This is a genomic window from Streptomyces sp. 3MP-14, assembly GCF_006334905.2.
Classification (GTDB): Bacteria; Actinomycetota; Actinomycetes; order Streptomycetales; family Streptomycetaceae; genus Streptomyces; species Streptomyces triticirhizae.
The window spans coordinates 173,616-190,243 of the sequence record NZ_VDLZ02000010.1; the positions used below are offsets into that span (position 1 = coordinate 173,616).

10 protein-coding genes are annotated in these 16,628 nt (G+C 72.0%); 7 read left to right on the forward strand and 3 right to left on the reverse strand.

Annotation, left to right across the window (positions count from 1 at the left end):
- Nucleotides 1–117 precede the first annotated feature (117 nt).
- From FH609_RS18065 to FH609_RS18080, 4 genes are all read left to right on the forward strand, one after another.
- Nucleotides 118–1,425 (forward strand): extracellular solute-binding protein, encoded by a 1,308-nt coding sequence (locus FH609_RS18065; RefSeq protein ID WP_226961773.1) that lies wholly within the window; start codon nt 118–120, stop codon nt 1,423–1,425.
- Nucleotides 1,426–1,491: 66 nt separating this feature from the next.
- Nucleotides 1,492–2,394: a carbohydrate ABC transporter permease gene (locus FH609_RS18070; RefSeq protein ID WP_226961788.1), complete on the forward strand. Its 903-nt coding sequence runs from the start codon at nt 1,492–1,494 to the stop codon at nt 2,392–2,394.
- A 2-nt stretch (nt 2,395–2,396) separates the two neighbouring features.
- Entirely contained in the window at nt 2,397–3,326 is a 930-nt protein-coding gene (locus FH609_RS18075) for a carbohydrate ABC transporter permease (RefSeq protein ID WP_405378992.1), read from the forward strand.
- Between the two features lie 131 nt (nt 3,327–3,457).
- Nucleotides 3,458–5,281 carry a glycoside hydrolase family 2 protein gene (locus FH609_RS18080; RefSeq protein WP_139668829.1) on the forward strand — a complete coding sequence of 608 codons (1,824 nt, stop codon included), beginning with the start codon at nt 3,458–3,460 and terminating at the stop codon, nt 5,279–5,281.
- A gap of 109 nt (nt 5,282–5,390) precedes the next feature.
- Here FH609_RS18080 and FH609_RS18085 read toward each other — a convergent pair whose 3' ends face one another.
- The gene (locus FH609_RS18085; RefSeq protein WP_139668831.1) at nt 5,391–5,783 is read right to left on the reverse strand and encodes a hypothetical protein; all 393 of its coding nucleotides are present in this window, start codon (nt 5,781–5,783) and stop codon (nt 5,391–5,393) included.
- 483 nt (nt 5,784–6,266) lie between these two features.
- On the opposite strand from FH609_RS18085, the gene FH609_RS18090 reads away from it, so the two are divergent.
- Nucleotides 6,267–7,442 carry a methyltransferase domain-containing protein gene (locus FH609_RS18090; RefSeq protein ID WP_193317933.1) on the forward strand — a complete coding sequence of 392 codons (1,176 nt, stop codon included), beginning with the start codon at nt 6,267–6,269 and terminating at the stop codon, nt 7,440–7,442.
- A gap of 2,311 nt (nt 7,443–9,753) precedes the next feature.
- Here the strand turns inward: FH609_RS18090 and FH609_RS32155 are convergent.
- Nucleotides 9,754–13,422 (reverse strand): hypothetical protein, encoded by a 3,669-nt coding sequence (locus tag FH609_RS32155; protein ID WP_139668836.1) that lies wholly within the window; start codon nt 13,420–13,422, stop codon nt 9,754–9,756.
- A gap of 141 nt (nt 13,423–13,563) precedes the next feature.
- Nucleotides 13,564–14,331, reverse strand: coding sequence for a FadR/GntR family transcriptional regulator (locus FH609_RS18100; RefSeq protein WP_139668837.1), 768 nt, complete (start codon nt 14,329–14,331; stop codon nt 13,564–13,566).
- Nucleotides 14,332–14,589: 258 nt separating this feature from the next.
- Here FH609_RS18100 and FH609_RS18105 point away from each other — a divergent pair, with 258 nt between their 5' ends.
- Nucleotides 14,590–15,483, forward strand: a complete 894-nt coding sequence (locus tag FH609_RS18105; RefSeq protein WP_139668838.1) for an SMP-30/gluconolactonase/LRE family protein — start codon at nt 14,590–14,592, stop codon at nt 15,481–15,483.
- 4 nt (nt 15,484–15,487) lie between these two features.
- Nucleotides 15,488–16,603, forward strand: coding sequence for a zinc-binding dehydrogenase (locus tag FH609_RS18110; RefSeq protein ID WP_139668839.1), 1,116 nt, complete (start codon nt 15,488–15,490; stop codon nt 16,601–16,603).
- Nucleotides 16,604–16,628: the final 25 nt, after the last annotated feature.

Below are 16,628 nucleotides of genomic sequence, written 5' to 3' on the forward strand. Positions count from 1 at the left end.
TTAGCAACCTCTTTACACATCTTGTTACATCGATGTAAGACGTACCAACAACCCAGCGTCGGGTGGGAAAGGTGCGAAATGAGCTTTGATCATTCCGGACATGGTGGCCGGTTCCGGATGGGGCGTCGAGGGTTTCTGCGGCTGGGCCTCGCCGGGGCGGGCGCCCTGGCGGCGCCGAGCGTGCTTGCCGGCTGCGCCTCGCCGGCGTCCCCCTCCGGCTCCTCGTCCCTGCGGGTCTGGGACCTGTTCTCCGGCGGCGACGGCGTGTTGATGGACGAGATGCTCGCGACCGTGACCTCCGGGCCCGACCCGTTCGACGTGGACCGGACGATCCTCGAATGGGGGCCGTCCTACTACACCAAGTTGGCGATGGCGGCGGCCGGCGGGCGCGCGCCCGAGGTGGCGGTGCTGCACCTTTCCCGGCTGGCCGGATACGCGCCAGGTGGCCTTCTCGAACCTTTTGACCTCGATGTCCTGGCCGAGTTCGGCGTCACCGAGCAGCACTTCGCGCCGGCGGTGTGGGAGCGGGCCAAGTGGGAGGGCGAGGTCTACGCCATCCCCCTGGACACCCACCCCTTCATCGTCTTCTACGACAAGGAGATCGCGGGCGCCGCCGGGCTGTTGGACAGCGACGGCGAACTCGCCCCGATCGGCTCGCCCGAGGCGATGTTCGCGGCCAGCGAGGCGCTCGCCGCCGAACAGGGCGGCACCGGCGTCCTGTTCGGGCACGTCGGCGACCAGGCCCAGTGTTGGCGGATGTTCAACGGCCTCTACGCCCAGACCGGCGCGACCTGGGAGCTGCCGGACGGCGGCGAACCCCGCGTCGACGCGGACGCCGCCGTGCGGGCGTTGACCTTTATGACCGAGTTGTTCGACGGGCAGCGCAACCCCAACAACCTGGACTACGCCGGCGCCATGGCCGCCTTCCAGGGCAGCAGGGGCGCGATGATCTTCTCCGGCGAGTGGGAGCTGCCCAACCTGCGCATCACCGACCGGCCCCTGGGCGCCGCCCCGTTCGTCCAGATCTTCGACCAGCCGGCCGTCAACGCTGACTCGCACAGCTATGTCCTACCCCGTCAGGAGCGCGTTGACGAGGGTCGGCGTCGGGAGGCGCACCGTTTTGTCGCCACCATGCTCAAGGCCAGCTACACCTGGGCCTCCGCCGGCCATATCCCCGCCTACCAGCCGGTGATCGAGGACGAGCGCTACGCCGAACTCGACCCCCAGGCCTCCTACGCGGGCGCCGCCGAGGTCGCGGTGCTCGACCCGCCGAACTGGTTCGCCGGCTCCGGGTCGAACTTCCAGAACCAGATGACCCAGCCGATGACGGCGGCGTTGATGGGCAACATGTCGCCCGAGTCGGCGGTGGAGCAGATGATCAGCGCCTCCCAGTCCATGCTCGACGATCCCAACCCGGTCGCGTGACGGAGACAAGGAGTTTCTGACGTGAGCACCACCGCTTCGCGTGCCAACGCGCCCGACGACAGCGCGATATCCCCGTCCGCCAGCACCCCGCCCCCGGTGGCCAGGCGCGGCCGGGCCCGCTCCACCGGCTGGGTCTTCGTGCTGCCCTTCGCGGTCACGTTCGTGCTCTTCATGGTCTGGCCGATCGTCCAGGGCCTGTGGATGAGCTTCACCGACGAGTCGCTGACCCTCAGCGGCACCGACTTCGTCGGCTTCGACAACTACGCCGAGGCGTTCGCCGACCCCGACGTGTGGAGCAGCCTCGGCAACACCGTCTTCTTCACCGTGATCACCGTGGTCCCGCTGGTCGTCGTGGCCCTGGCCATGGCGCTGCTGGTCCACTCGGGCCTGGCCGGCCAGTGGGTGTGGCGGCTGGCGTTCTTCGCGCCGTACCTGCTGCCGGTCAGCGTCGTCACCATCGTCTGGAGCTGGCTCTACCAGCCCGACCTCGGCATGGCCAACCAGGCGTTGGACAAGCTGGGCATGGAGCCCATCGGCTGGCTGTCGGACGAGGCGTTCGCCATGTGGTCGATCGCCGCGTTGACCGTCTGGTGGACGGTCGGCTTTAACTTCCTGCTGTATCTGGCCGCTCTCCAGTCGATTCCCGACCAGTTGCACGAGGCCGCCGCGCTGGACGGCGCCGGGGCCTGGCGCCGGCTGTTCTCCATCACGCTGCCCCAGCTGAACCGCACCACCGCGCTGGTGGCGATGCTCCAGGTGCTCGCCTCGCTCAAGGTGTTCGACCAGATCTACATCCTGACCAAGGGCGGGCCCAACAACTCCACCCGGCCGATCCTGGAGTACATCTACGACGTCGGCTTCACGGGCTACCGGCTGGGCTACGCCTCCGCCATCTCGTACCTGTTCTTCGCCCTGATCATCATCATCTCCATCGCCCAGCTGCGGTTCTTCCCGCGACAGGAGGGCTGACCGTGTCCGCGACGACCACGCGTCCCCGTCTCCACCCCGCCGGAGGCCCCCTGGGCCGGCGCCCGCGCCGCCCGAAGGCCGACGACGAGAGCACGCCGCTGCTCCTCGGCCACGGCCGGCTGCCCAAGTTCCTGGCCAGCGGCGCCCTGGTGATCTTCGCGCTGCTGTGGCTGCTGCCGTTCGTCTGGGCGATCGCCACCTCGTTCCAGAAGGAACAGGACGTCGCCACCCCCGGGTTCAACCCGATCAAGGGCGCGCTCACTCTGGAGCCCTACCGGGTCATCCTCGATCGCGGCAACGTGCCGATCTGGGCGTTCAACAGCATCCTGATCGCCACCCTGGTCACCGTGATCACCATCGTGATCTCCACGCTGGCCGCCTACGGCCTCTCCCGTGGCACCTTCCGCGGCCGGAAGCTGCTGCTGGCCGTCACCGTCTCCTCGATCATGGTCCCGCCGCAGCTGCTCATCGTGCCGCTGTTCCAGGAGATGCTGGCGCTCAACCTCGTCGACACCTACTGGGCGGTCATCCTGCCGCAGGTGGTGGCGCCGATGATGGTCTTCATCCTCAAGCGGTTCTTCGACGGCATCCCCCGCGAGCTGGAGGAGGCCGCCCGCATCGACGGCGCCTCCGACCTGCGGGTCTTCTGGTCCGTCGTGCTGCCGCTGTCCCGGCCGATCGTCGCCGCCGTCTCGGTGTTCGTCTTCATCGGCGCGTGGAACAACTTCATGTGGCCGTTCATCGTCACCAACGACCCGGCCCTGATGACGCTGCCCGTCGGCCTCGCGACCGTCAAGGACGCCTACGGCGTGGTCTACGCCCAGTCCATGGCCTCCGCGCTGCTCGCCGCCGCGCCGCTGATCATCGTCTTCCTCTTCTTCCAGCGCCGCATCGTCAAGTCCGTGGCCACCACGGGCCTGGGCGGCACCTGACCGTCGGGCGCGCCATGGAAGGGGAACGGCCCCCGGAACCGTCGGGGGCCGTTCCCGCGCCCGCCACTACGAGCACGACCCGCGCGCTGCGGAGCCTCGCAGCGCGAACAACCCATCTCACTGGAGTCTCTGTGCCTTCCCCCTCCGCCATCCCGCGGCCCGAGTACCCGCGGCCGCAGTTCGTCCGTGGCGACTGGCTCAATCTCAATGGCACCTGGCAGTTCGAGTTCGACCGTGGCGACAGCGGTATCGAGCGCGGAGTGCCAGAACGTGACCTCAACGGCGAGATCATCGTTCCCTTCTGCCCGGAGTCGGAGCTTTCCGGCATCGGCGAGACCGACTTCCTCGAAGCCGTCTGGTACCGGCGCACCGTGACCGTCCCCGCCGACTGGGCCGGCCGCACCGTGCTGCTGCACTTCCAGGCCGTGGACTACGACACCACCGTCTGGGTCAACGGCACCGAGGTGGTCCGCCACCGGGGCGGGTTCACCCCCTTCACCGCCGACCTGGGCGGCGTCGCCCAGCCCGGCGAGGAGATCACCATCGTGGTGCGGGCCAGGGACCCCAAGTCCGGCCCGCAGGCGCGCGGCAAGCAGGCCATCCGCTACGCCAACACCGACTGCCACTACACCCGCACCACCGGCATCTGGCAGACCGTGTGGCTGGAGCCGGTCGCCGCCGACCACCTGAAGCGGCCCCGGATCACCCCCGACCTGGCCGGCTCCGCGTTCCACCTGGAGCTGCCGCTGACCGGCAACAAGCCCGGCTACCAGGTGCGCGCCGTCCTCAGCGACGCCGCCGGCGAGGTGGCCTCCGCCACCGCCCGCGCCGACCTCGACCTGGCGCCGCGCCTCCACCTGCCCGTCCCGGCCGACCGCCGCCGGGTCTGGTCCACCGACGACCCGCACCTCTACGACCTGAAGCTCGAACTCCTCGACGCCGACGGCACCGTGGTCGACAGCGCCACCAGCTACGCCGGGCTCCGCTCCGTCGGCATCGACGGCAAGGCCATCACCATCAACGGTAAGAAGGTCTTCCAGCGGCTGGTCCTCGACCAGGGCTGGTACCCCGACGGCCTGATGACCGCGCCCAGCGACGAGGCGCTGGTCCGCGACATCGAACTCTCCCTGGAGGCCGGCTTCAACGGCGCCCGGCTGCACCAGAAGGTCTTCGAGGAGCGGTTCCTCTACCACGCGGACCGGCTCGGCTACCTGGTCTGGGGCGAGTTCGGCGACTGGGGCTGCAACGTCGGCGGCCACGCGAACGACCGGCAGCAGCCCGACGCCTCCTATGTCTCGCAGTGGCTGGAGGCCGTCGAGCGCGACTACTCCCACCCGTCGATCGTCGGCTGGTGCCCGCTGAACGAGACCTTCCAGGAACTGGGCGACCGGATCACCCAGCTCGACGTCATCACCCGGGGCATGTTCCTGGCCACCAAGGCCATGGACACCACCCGCCCGGTGCTGGACGCCTCCGGCTACTCGCACCGGGTCCCCGAGACCGACGTGTGGGACTCCCACAACTACGAGCAGGACCCGGCGAAGTTCGCCGAGCAGGTCGGCGGGCTGAGCAAGGGTGAGCCGTACGCCAACTTCCACGAGGCCGACAAGCCGTGGTCGCTGCCGTACGCCGGACAGCCGTACTTCGTCAGCGAGTTCGGCGGCATCTGGTGGTGCCCCGAGACCGCCGCCGAGGCGCGCGGCGACGACCGCGCCGAGTCCTGGGGCTACGGCGACCGGCCGCGCGACGAGGAGGAGTTCCAGACCCGCTTCGCCGGCCTGACCGGCGTGCTGCTCGACGACCCGGACATGTTCGGCTACTGCTACACGCAGCTGACCGACGTGTTCCAGGAGCAGAACGGCGTCTACCGCTTCGACCGGTCCGTCAAGCTCGACGTCGAGCGCGTCCGCGCGGCCCAGCTGCGGCCGGCGGCCATCGAGGACGGCGAGGACTGACCGCACCGACGGTCCTCGTCCAACCCGGGCCCGCCCCCCGCTCGGGGGGCGGGCCCGGCGCGGGGCCGTGGGCGCCCTGGGGGCGCCCGACGGCGGGTGTCTGTTCGGCTCAGCTGATCCAGTGCCTGAGGCGCGGGCTCAACTCGACGTCGTGCCGGGCGCGTTCCAGCTGCGGCCCGCTCACGGTGACGCCCTGCCGGGCGAGGAGCGCCGCGAGCGCGCCCCAGTGAGCGGCGGCCATCTCCGCGTGCGTCTCGCCCTCGACGGGCTCGTCCGGCCCGACGACCGTCCGCGCGTCGGCCTCGATGTCCTCGACGGTGAGGAACGCGCGGACGTCTGCGCCGCCCGCGCTCATGGTCCACCCCCGGTCGTCCAACAACACCACCCGCCGCCCGTCGGACAGTTCGGCCTCCAGCCGGGCATCCACGGACAACTGCCGGGCGGTGCTGTGTCCGGCGTTGAGTTCGACGAACGTGACGAGGCGGGCGAGGGTGGCGGACACGGGGGTCTCTCCTGGGGTGGTTCGGGTTCGGTGAGGGTAGTCGGTGGGTGGGGGCCTTCCGGGGGGCGCGGCGGGTTGGTGGCCGGAAGCCCTCTGGTTCTACCTCACCGAGGCCGACGCCACGACGTCCGCTCGCTAGGCTGAGACGAGAACTTTCGGATGCCCCAAGGGGTGGTGTTTGGAGAGGGTTTGGCCGCTATGTCGTGTTCTCTGAAAGTGAGTAAAAACCGCTTCCCCCGCCGATAAAACCCCAGGTCATCTCCTCTGCTCCCCGCACGCGCGGGGATGGTCCCCACTCGTCGCGGTGCTTTCGGTCCGCGCTCCCCTGCTCCCCGCACGCGCGGGGATGGTCCTCGAGACCCACAGGCGTGGGCGAGGCTCGGGCGCTGCTCCCCGCACGCGCGGGGATGGTTCCCTTATCGCGTGCTCCCGCACCCGGACTTACGTTGTGTGCGGAAGCGTTCACCACGGGAGGTCGGTCACGTGAACACCATCGCCGCCGAGGGCAGTGCGATGGAACAACTCCTCGCACGGGTGGCCGAGTTCCTTGGCCGCCCGGTCTCGCCCGAGTGGGAGAACGCGTTCCGGGCGGTGCCTCGGCACCGCTTCCTGCTGGATCGGATCTGGCTGCGGGACGGGCACGGCGGCTACGACATCTGCGACCGGGCCGCGCAGCCAACGCGTTGGTGGGCGGCCGCCCATGCCGACGCGCCCGTAGTGACGCACGTGCTCACGGAAGCCGACGGAACGCGGTGCCCCCTGTCGTCGGCCTCGGCCCCGGGAACGGTTGTTGCCATGCTCGAAGCGCTCGACGTGCGGCCCGGGACCCGCGTGCTGGAGATCGGAACGGGCACCGGCTGGAACGCCGGCCTGCTCGCCTCCCGGGCCGGCGACGCCGAGGTCGTCACCGTAGAACTGGACCGCGAACTGGCGGAACGCGCCCGCGCCACGCTCGCCGCCGTCGGGCGGAGCCCGCGCGTCGTGCACGCCAATGGTGCGGAGGGTTGGCCGCCCGGGGCGCCCTACGAACGGGTCGTGGCAACCTGCTCCGTGCGCCGCGTTCCCCGGCCGTGGCTGGACCAACTCGCCCCCGGCGGACGCCTCGTGACCCCATGGGCCTCAGCCTGGTGCGCCTATGGCACGGCGGTGGTGGAACGCGATGAACGCGGCATCGTCATGGGCCGCTGGCGCCCCGGCGGCTCCTACATGCCGCTACGCGCCCCCGGCGCGCGCCCCGAGGAACGACCGCCCGACACGCACCCGGAACGCGCCCCCGCCGAACCCACGGAGCTGTCCCCCTGGGCGGTGGCTGGCGAGGACTACCAGGCCCAGTTCGTGATGGGGCTGCTGGTGCCGGGCGTCTGGCACGCGTGGGAAGCGGGTAACCAACGGGCGGGCACGCACGCGACGTTGTGGGTGCGGGCGGAGAACGACCCATCCGCCGCCCTGGTGGAGGTGGCGGCCGGAACCGGCCACACGACGGTTCGCCAGTCCGGCCCCCGCCGCCTGTGGGACGAGATCAGCGCCGCTTACGGCTGGTGGCACGCCGCCGGCTCCCCGGACATGCCACGCTTCGGTTTCACCTGCGGCGGGGACGGCACCACGACGGCCTGGCTCGACACCCCGGAACGGCAGCTCCCGGAGCCGACAACTCGCTAGTCTGGAATGAACTTCGGATGTCCCAAGGGGCGTTGTTTGGAGAGGGTTTGGCCGCTATGTCGCGTTCTCTGAAAGTGAGTAAAAACAGCCCCCCCTCGCCGATAAAAGCCCAGGTCATTTGCTCTGCTCCCCGCGCACGCGAGGATGGTCCCGCCCCTCCTCCACCTCGATGCCGACCGATGTCCTGCTCCCCGCGCACGCGAGGATGGTCCCATGGACGAGCCCTGGGCGTGGACGACGGCATCGCTGCTCCCCGCGCACGCGGGGATGGTCCCTCCGACTACGCGCGGTTCTGTGCGGCCGCGAGCTGCTCCCCGCGCACGCGGGGATGGTCCCCTGTCGAGCGTCAACCACGGCGGATTGTCGTCTGCTCCCCGCGCGTAGGGACAGTTCCCGCAGGGGGCTCTCTTTTGGATCTTCGTGGGGCGGTGAGGGGTGAACGGGGTGGGGTGGGTGCGGGGTTTGTCTGCGGGTCGGTGGCCGGTGCGGGGCAGCCCGACTGGTCGTCGTCGGTCGACGAGGCTTGTTGTGTGGTGGTTGGGGTTGTGGCGCGGGCTACGACGCCGGGCCTAGATGGCGGACGATCGGCCGGGTGCGGGCGTAACGAATGCCGGCAGGAGGCTGGCTGGGAGGGGGGCGCGGCTTCCGGGAGGTGGAGTTTGTTGCCGTCGGGGTGGTCGGTGATGGCGGTGCGTGCCCTCCGGGCGCGGGGACCGCGCCGAGTTCGAGGGCCGGCCGGCGGCTGGGGGCGTGCGTGGCGCGCACCGGCTTCGCCGGCCTGCCCCGGCATGTCGCCCGTCTCGGATGTGGCGGATCGTCGGGCGACTCGCAGGCAGGTGCTGGTTCTGTGTTGGGCGGGCGGTGGGTGGTGGGGTTCGGTCAATGACCACGCTGCCGCGCGAACAAAGTCTGCCGTCTTGGTAGTCCGCGCGCCGTCGACTTCCGGGCAGGGGGGTGGGGGACTCTTTTTCTAGGTGCCCGTTTGGAAGTGAACAGTTCGTTCAACGACCCAGGGTCGCAGGGTCCACCCGGCAGGCGGGGGTGCCCCGTTCGGATCGTTGGTGAAGCCGCACTGCCGCGAAGTTCCGGATGGGACGTCCTGTATCTCTCTGTGACTCGGCAGTCTGCTCCCTGGCACGTGGGGTGTCAGGCCCAGGGTTACGCCCGAGTGAGGCGGGTGTCCGGCCCCCTGTCACCGCTTGACGCACTCGGCGGTCTTGTCCCACGGACGCGCTGTTCGGAGGGCGACGGTCCACGTCTCGGCAGGCCGTTTCCGGGGGGTCGTCGTGTTCCAGCGTCAGTCGCTGCGCGCGGTACCGCGAACTGCGTCAACCGAGCGGTCCAGTCCGCAGTCGGTTCTGCCGCCACCACGGTCGCCTTCGGGAGTCGGGAGATGAGGGTGGGTCGGCATGAATGAGCCCTGCCCGGGCTTGGACCGGGCCGCTTGTCGTGAGGCGTACACCTGTGTCACGAGGGTGTCGTCCTCGTAGATCCGTGCGGGCCTGGGTGATTGAACGATCTGTTTGCTTCCAGACGGGCACCTATAAAAAAGGTCCCCCCACCCCCCGCGCGCCCGCCTTCGGGAGTCGACGGCGTGCGGACTATTAAGACGGCAGGCGATGTTCGCGCGGCAGCGTGGTCGTTGACCGAAGCCACCAATGACCATCCGCCCACCACAGGACCGATACCGACCCCTCGATAAGCCCGACGATCGGTCACGTTCGAGACGGGCGACATGCCGGGGCAGGCCGGCGAAGCCGGTGCGCGCTACGCACGCCCCCAGCGGCCGGCCGGCCCTCGAACTCGGCGCGGTCCCTGCGCCCGTGGGGCACGGTCGCCATTCCCGGCCACCCTTGGCGGCAATGAATTCCACCTCCCGGAAGCCGCGCCCCCCTTCCCAGCCAGCCTCCTGCCGGCATTCGTTACGCCCGCACCCGGCCGATCGTGCGCCATCTAGGCCCAGCGTCGTGGTCCGCGCCAGAGCCTCCACCACACCGCAGGGTCTCGTTGACCAACAAACGACCAGTCGGGCTGCCCCGCACCGGCCACCGGCCCGCAGACAAACCCCGCACCCACCCCGATATCGTGGCTAGCGTCAGGCGGTTGGGCCCACCGGGAAGGGTTTTGTCCATGGTGCCGGTTTCCGTGAAAGTAAGTAAAACCCGCCCACCCCGCCGATAAAACCCCAGGTCAGCTCCTCTGCTCCCCGCGCCCGGCGCGGGGGCCCCGGCTACGCCGGTGGCCCCCGGCCCCCGCCGGGCGGTTCCGCGCTCCCCCCATGGCCGCCGGCGGCGCCGGCGGCCTGCCGCCGTTACCCCTCCGTCAGGAGCACCGTCGCGACTCCGAACGGCCTCAGTGGCAGCGTGAACCCGCCGTTCTCCGTCAACGGCAGTGTCTCCAGGGGGCGTTCGTCCGCCGTGCAGCGCAGCGCCGACGTGGTGCCGGTCGGGCGGGGGAGGGTGATCTCCCGTTCCTGGCCGGTGAGTTCCTGGACGCGGAGCAGCAGCCCTTCGCGGGTCCTGGACGCGGCGACCGTCGCGTGGATGCCGTCGGGCAGCGGCAGGTCGAACAGCGTTCCGGTGGTGGGGAGTTGCGCGGGGCCGTGGGCGTGGCGGTCGAGGCGGGTGATCTCGGAGGCCAGCAGGCCGTGGCGCAGGCCCTGGCCGAAGGCGGTGGCCCGCGCCGGGTCGAAGCTGGCGACCGGCGTGAACGCGTACCGCAGGGTCAGCGAACCGTCCTGGCTGGGCGGCGTGTTGGTGGGCCAGTAGTTGTTCATCACCCAGGAGAGTAGCGTTCCCGAGGCCGGTTCGAACCGCGTCGGCCAGGTGCCGCGCACGATGTCGCCGACGGCGAACAGCGGCACGTCGGCCGAACTCCACACCACACCTGGCCCGTTGGGGCCGCCGTCGGTGACGGCGACGCCGTACTGGGTGGTCAGCCACTCGTAGCAGGCGCCGGGCGTGTGGTCGATGGCCGGGTTGATCCAGCCCTGTTGGCGGTCGTAGTGCACGGTGGGCCGCTCGGCGGCGAAGGGGAAGGCGACATAGACCGACTCCTTGGCCAGCACGGCCTCCTTCTCCAGCGAGACCGTGACCTCCACCCGGTCGTCCTCGTCGCGCAGCAGGATGTCCAGGGTGACGGCGGGAACGCTGGGCGCGCTGCCGACCCAGCGCAGCCGGTGGCCGTCGTGGGTGCGGCGCACGCCGACGGGGCGCATGGTGGCGGGGGTGACCGCCAGGGCGGGCGGGGGAGCGGGCGGCATCCGGTCGCCGAGGGTGGTGGGTCCGGCGGCCGTGGGCCGGGGCGTGGTCAACGCGGGGTCGGGCCCGTGGTGATGCCCGTGGTCATGGTCGTGGTCGTGTGCGTAGGGGCCGTCGGCGTCGCCCCGGGTGAGGTGGTCGGGGCCGTCGGCGGCGTAGAGGAGCTGGCCCAACCGCCAGTCCGAGTCGGGGCCCAGGACGGGACGGCCGGTGGCGCGGTGCGTCAACCCACGGACAAGACCGGTGTGTTGGTCGAACGTCAGCTGCCAGCGTGGCGTGTCGAGCCGTTCCGGCAGCGCCTCGAACGGTTCCTCGACGACGGGCAACGACGTCTCGCCCGCCGCCTGTTGGGCGCCGCCCGGGCCGACCTCGGCGGTCGGGCCGGTGAGGGAGAGCACCCGCCAGCCGAACGCCGGCACCTCGGGGACGGACAGCCGCAGCCGGCGGAGCCCCTTGCTGTGGGTGGCCAGGACCTCGGCCGCCAGTGGGCCCTCGGGCCCGAACACCACGCTGTCGCGCGGGAGTTCGACGACGACCTCGCCGGCCGTGGCGCGCGGCCCCGGGTTGCCGACGAGGAGGGAGGGGCCCTGCGTGCTGACCAGGTCGCCGAGTTGGCTCAGCGCGCGGCGGATCTCGTCGAGCGCGGCGCGGTGCGCCTGGTGAACGCGGGTGCGCTTCCAGTCGAGTTGGTCGTGGCCCTGCTCGCCCTCGGGGTGGGCGTTGGCGTGCGACCAGGTGAAGGTGTGCTCGGCGCCGTAGAGCGCGTTGTCCCACGCGGCGTCCAGGCTGTCGACGCGCGGCGCCAGGCCCGGGCCGACGCGCGCGACCAGCGCGCTCAGCGCCTCCGCCGCCGGCAACAGGCTCTGGGTGGTGCGGTGTTCGGCGGTGAGGGTGGCGGCGGTGCCGGCGCCGTCCTCCCAGTAGCTGCCGCCGTCGCCCCGGTGGACGGGGAGCCGGTCGGCGAGCGGCCGGACGGCGTCCAGGTAGTCGGGGAGGGTGGACACGACGAGCCGGGGCCATTCATACGCGGCGTTCCAGCGTTCGACGAAGCCGTGGTCGCCGTCGGCCAGGTCCTCGTTGTCGGCGTGGGTGCCGATCAGGGCGAGGTCGTGGGGCAGGTAGTCGGGCCGTTCGTAACGGGCGAGGTAGCGGTCGAACGCCTGGGCGCCGCCGGCGAGGGTCTGCGGGTCGGCGGCCATGAACCGCAGCTGGGAGTAGGAGTCGGCGAAGTGGGTCAGCACCCGGGTGCCGTCGGTGCCCTCCCACAGGAACGGCGACTGAAGGTGGAGCAGGTCGCTGTCGGCGTTGCTGCCCCGGCCATGGTTCATGATGCCGACGAAGCCGTCCAGGCCGAGCTCCGCGAGTATCCCGGGAAGCGCTGCGCTGTAGGAGGGGACGTCGGTGAGGTTGGCGTGCCGCACCGGCACGTCGTGTTCGGCGCGCAGCCGGGCGGCCGTGGTGGCGGCGCGGTAGCACTCCTCCAGGGAGGCGAGGCCGGAGAGGAAGAGGCTGTGGAACGCGTTGACCGCCATCCGCCCCTCGCGCAGCGCGGCCAGCACCCGTTCGGCGCGTTCGGTGTTCCGGCTGGCCAGGTACTCGGAGATCACCACGGCGCCGTCGACGCTGTAGGCGAAGTCGGGGTCGCGCTCGTTGATGGCCAGCGCGCGGTCGAGGTTGCGGTTGTGCAGCTCGATGACCTTGCCCTGGTAGTCGGTGAAGCCGATGTCCAGGTGGACATGGGGGATGAGGTGGAGGGTCCACTTGCGGGCCGGCGTCAGCTCGTTGACGAACGGTTCCCCGTCGTCGAGCCGGACCTCGGCGGACACCGGGCCGCCGTCCTCGGCGAACTCCGGTATGGGGAAACGGAGATGGAGCTGGCCGAAGTCCCGCGCGCCGGGCTCGTCCGGGGTGCCGACGGCCGGCAGCGGCAGGTGGCGGGTGTGCGGGCCGACCCGCACCTCGGCGGCGGCCGGCGCCGGCCGGCCGGGCGCCAACGCGACGGTCAGCTCCAGGAGTTCGTGTGAGGCGCCGTCCTCGGCAACGTAGAACGGGGTGGCCCGCAGCTCGGCGCTCGCGGTGGTCGGCGGCGCCTCGGCCGGCGTGAGCCGCAGGCAGTCCCAGGTCAGCCCGCTGCCGAACCAGTGCCCGTACTGCTCGTGGTACGGGCGGCGCTCCTCGGCCGGCGGGCCCTGGTCGTCGAGCCCGTCGGGCACGGCCGTGGTGATCGAGAGCCGGTGTCGGCCGGCGGCCAACCAGGCGGCGGGCAACGGTACTTCGACGCGGGCATGGCCGTTGATGGGCGACTGGCCCCAGACCTCGGCCCGGTCCTCCCGCACCACCTTCGGCCGGAAGCCGCCCCGGTGGCGGCCGTCCAGCTCGATCGCCAGATCGGGGCAGGGGCCGTGCGAGGCGAAGAGGAACAGCTCCAACAGGTAGCCGTCCGGCGGCCGTTCGTTCCCGGCACCCTCGGACGAGCCGGCTGCCGTGGCCTCCGGCACGGTGAAGTCGATGTCGATGCGGTGGCCGCGCCAGCCGCCGTGCGCGTCGAGCGGGCCCGGGTGGAACGCGGGCCAGTCCCTGGCCGGTTCATGGACGCCGACCTCGAAGGTCAACGCGTTGCCGTCCTTCGCCGACCAGGCGCCGGAGAACTGGTGAGGACCGCGCCCCGGGGTACCGATGGACCAGAGGGGGGCCGGGGAGGCGGGGGGTGTTTTGTGCATGGCTGTGCTCCATGGGCGAAGTGGTCGGGTTCAGGAATATCGTGAATATCGTGCGGGGGCGAGGGAGTTCGCGCCGGGGTGGGAACGCCCACCCCGCTCCGGGCGCGGCGCGGGGGCCAACGCCCCGCGCGTGGCCGTTCGTTACCGCTCGTTGGCCATCAGCCGGTGCATCTCCCGCTGGGCCACCAGGTCGAGGGGCCGGTCGAGGTCGGCGCCGTAGTGGTCGAGCGCGACCTGGAGGTGCGCGGCGATGGCCCGTTCGGCCCCGGCGGCGTCGCCGGCGGAGATCGCGTCGACGATCTCCCGGTGGTAGGGCACGCCCTTCCGGTGGACCGTGGGGTCGGCCAGGCTGCGCATCATCAGCTCGAAGCACATGGTCCTGATCGAGGCGAACATGGTCTCGATCACCGGGTTGTGCGCGGCCGCCGCCACCGCGCTGTGGAAGTCGACGTCGGCCCGCGCCCGCGCCAGCAGGTCGTCCGCCCGCTCGAACCGGGTCAACGCCTCCCGGATCAGCGCCAGATCCTCCGGCGTGGCCTTCTCCGCCGCGCTCCGCACGGTGCGCTGCTCCAGCATCAGCCGGGCCTCGATCACATCGCGCGGGGTCGGCCGCCGCCGGCGGTAGATCGTGTCGATCGGCCCGAGGTCGGCCGCCTCGGTCAACTGCCGGACGAACGCGCCCCGTCCGGCCTGCACCTCGATCAACCCGCGCTCCTCCAGGCCGCGCAGCACCTCGCGCACCGCCGGCCGGCTCACGCCGTGTTCCTCGGAGAGGCGGCGCTCGGACGGCAGCTTGGTGCCGGGGGCCGCCTCGCCGGAGAAGATCAACGTCTCCAGGTGGCGGGCCAGCTCGGCCCTGGTGATCGTCCGCACCGGACGCTCGGCGTCGGTCGGGCGCGGCGGGTTCATGGTCCCAGCCTAACGACGGCGGTGACGGCGGTGGCAACGGCGGTGGCAACGGGCGGGCTGCCGGCGGGGTTCATGGTGCGGCGCACATCCTCGGCGGGGGTTCGGGCAGGGTTCGGGCGGGGTTCGGTGAGTTCGGGAGCGTCAGGTGCGTTCGGGATGGTTCGGGGCTTGTTTCAGTCTGCCCCGACAGAGTAGAACTGGTCAGAGCGGTCAGACCAGATGTCGGCGCAAAGAGATCCCAGAAGGGACGCGACAGCGATGGCGCACGCCACACAGATCACCGAGCCCCTGTGCGAACACGGCGAGGGCCCCGTCTGGTTCGACGGCTGGGGCGGCCTGCGCTGGGTGGACATGCTCGCCGGCGACGTGCTCGCGCTGCGCGCGGACGGCGCCGTGGACCGCGCGCACGTCGGCCAGGTCGCCGCCCTGCTGCGCCCGCGCCGCGCCGGCGGCACCCTGTTCGCGCTGGAACGCGGCTTCGCCACGCTCCCCGGCACCGGCGACGCCAGCTGGGACGGCCTCCATCGCGGCGCCACCCCGAAGGAGTGGGGCCCCGAGCTGTGGTCGGACCCGGGGCTGCGGCTCAACGAGGGCGGCTGCGACCCGCAGGGCCGCCTCTGGTGCGGCTCGATGGCCTACGACGAGGGCCCCGGCCGGGGCCGGGTCTACCGGCTCGACCCGGACGGCACCGCCGTCGAGGCCGCCGCGTTCGGCCAGGTCACCATCTCCAACGGCCTCGGGTTCAGCCCGGACGGCTCCCTCGCCTACTACGTCGACTCCGCCACCCGCCGGATCGATGTCCTCGACCACGACCCGGAGCGCGGCCCGCACGGCCGCCGCCCGCTGGTCCAACTCCCCGACGGCGTGGGCGATCCCGACGGCCTGGCCGTGGACGCCGAGGGCCACCTCTGGGTCGCCCTCTGGGGCGGCGGCGCCGTGCACCGCTACGCGCCCGACGGGGCGCTGGCCGGGGTGGTCGAACTCCCGGTGCCCCGGGTGACGGCCTGCGCCTTCGGCGGCCCGGGCCTGACCACCCTCTTCGTCACCACCTCGCGGCTGGCGACCGACACCGCAGCGCACCCGTCGGCCGGCGCCGTCTTCGCCGCCGAGGTCGGCGTCGCCGGCCTGCCCACGCTGCCCTACGGAGGCTGAACCCATGGCGCACCAGGCACCCGCACCGCAACCCCCGTCGCCCGGGGACCCGTTGGGGTCCGCCGGCCCGTTGATGCGCGCCGCGCGCTGGCACGCGCGCGGCGACGTGCGCGTGGACCGGATTCCGGTGCCCGAGCCGGGCCCGGGGCAGGTGCGGGTCCGGGTCGAACTGTGCGGGATCTGCGGCTCGGACGTGGAGGAGTACCGGCACGGTCCGGTGACCGTTCCCGTGGACCGGCCCAACCCGCTGACCGGCGGCGGCGCGCCGCTCACCCTCGGCCACGAGATCGTCGGCGTCGTCGAGTCGTTCGGCCCGGGCGCCGGCGGCGGCCGGCTGCGGGTCGGCGACCGGGTGGTGCCGGACGTGGTCCTGGGCTGCGGGAGTTGCTACTGGTGCGACCGGCACCAGGAGGGGCTGTGCCCGAACGGCGCGGTCATCGGGCAGCACACCGACGGCGGCCTCGCCGAGTATGTGGTGGCCGCCGAGCGGACCTGCGTGCCGGTGCCGGCGGGCGTTCCCGCCGAGGTCGCGGCCCTGGCCGAGCCGGCGGCGGTCGCGGTCCGCGCGGTCCGCAAGCTGCCGGAGCCGGCGGGGAGTTGTGTGCTGGTGCTCGGCGCGGGAACGGTCGGCACCCTGATCCTCCAGGCCGCGCGGGCGGCGGGTGCCGCCCGGCTGATCGCCGTCGACCCGTCGGCGGAGCGCCGCTCCGTCGCGCTGGCCGCCGGCGCCGACCTCGCCGTCGCGCCCGAGGAGGCGACCGAGGCCGCCCGCGCCGCCACCGACGGGCGGGGCGCGGACGCGGTGTTGGAGTGCGCCGGCGTGCCCGGGGCGCCCGCCGCCGCCGCGCGGCTCGCGCGCCGGGGCGGCACGGTGGTGCTGGTCGGCTTCCGCGCCGCCGACGAACCGATCCCGCTGCTCGACGTGGTCCTCGGCGAACTCCGGCTGCTGGGCTCGGCGGCGCACCTGTGGGACGAGGACGTCGCGGCGGCCGTCGCCATGTTGTCGGCCGGGGTACTGGACGCCGAGGCGCTGCCGCGCACCGTGATCCCGCTGGACCGGCTGGTCGCCGACGGCTTCGAGGCCCCGCCGGGCGGCCACAAGGTGCTGGTCAGGCCCTGATCCCCGGCGCGACCACCCGCGAGGG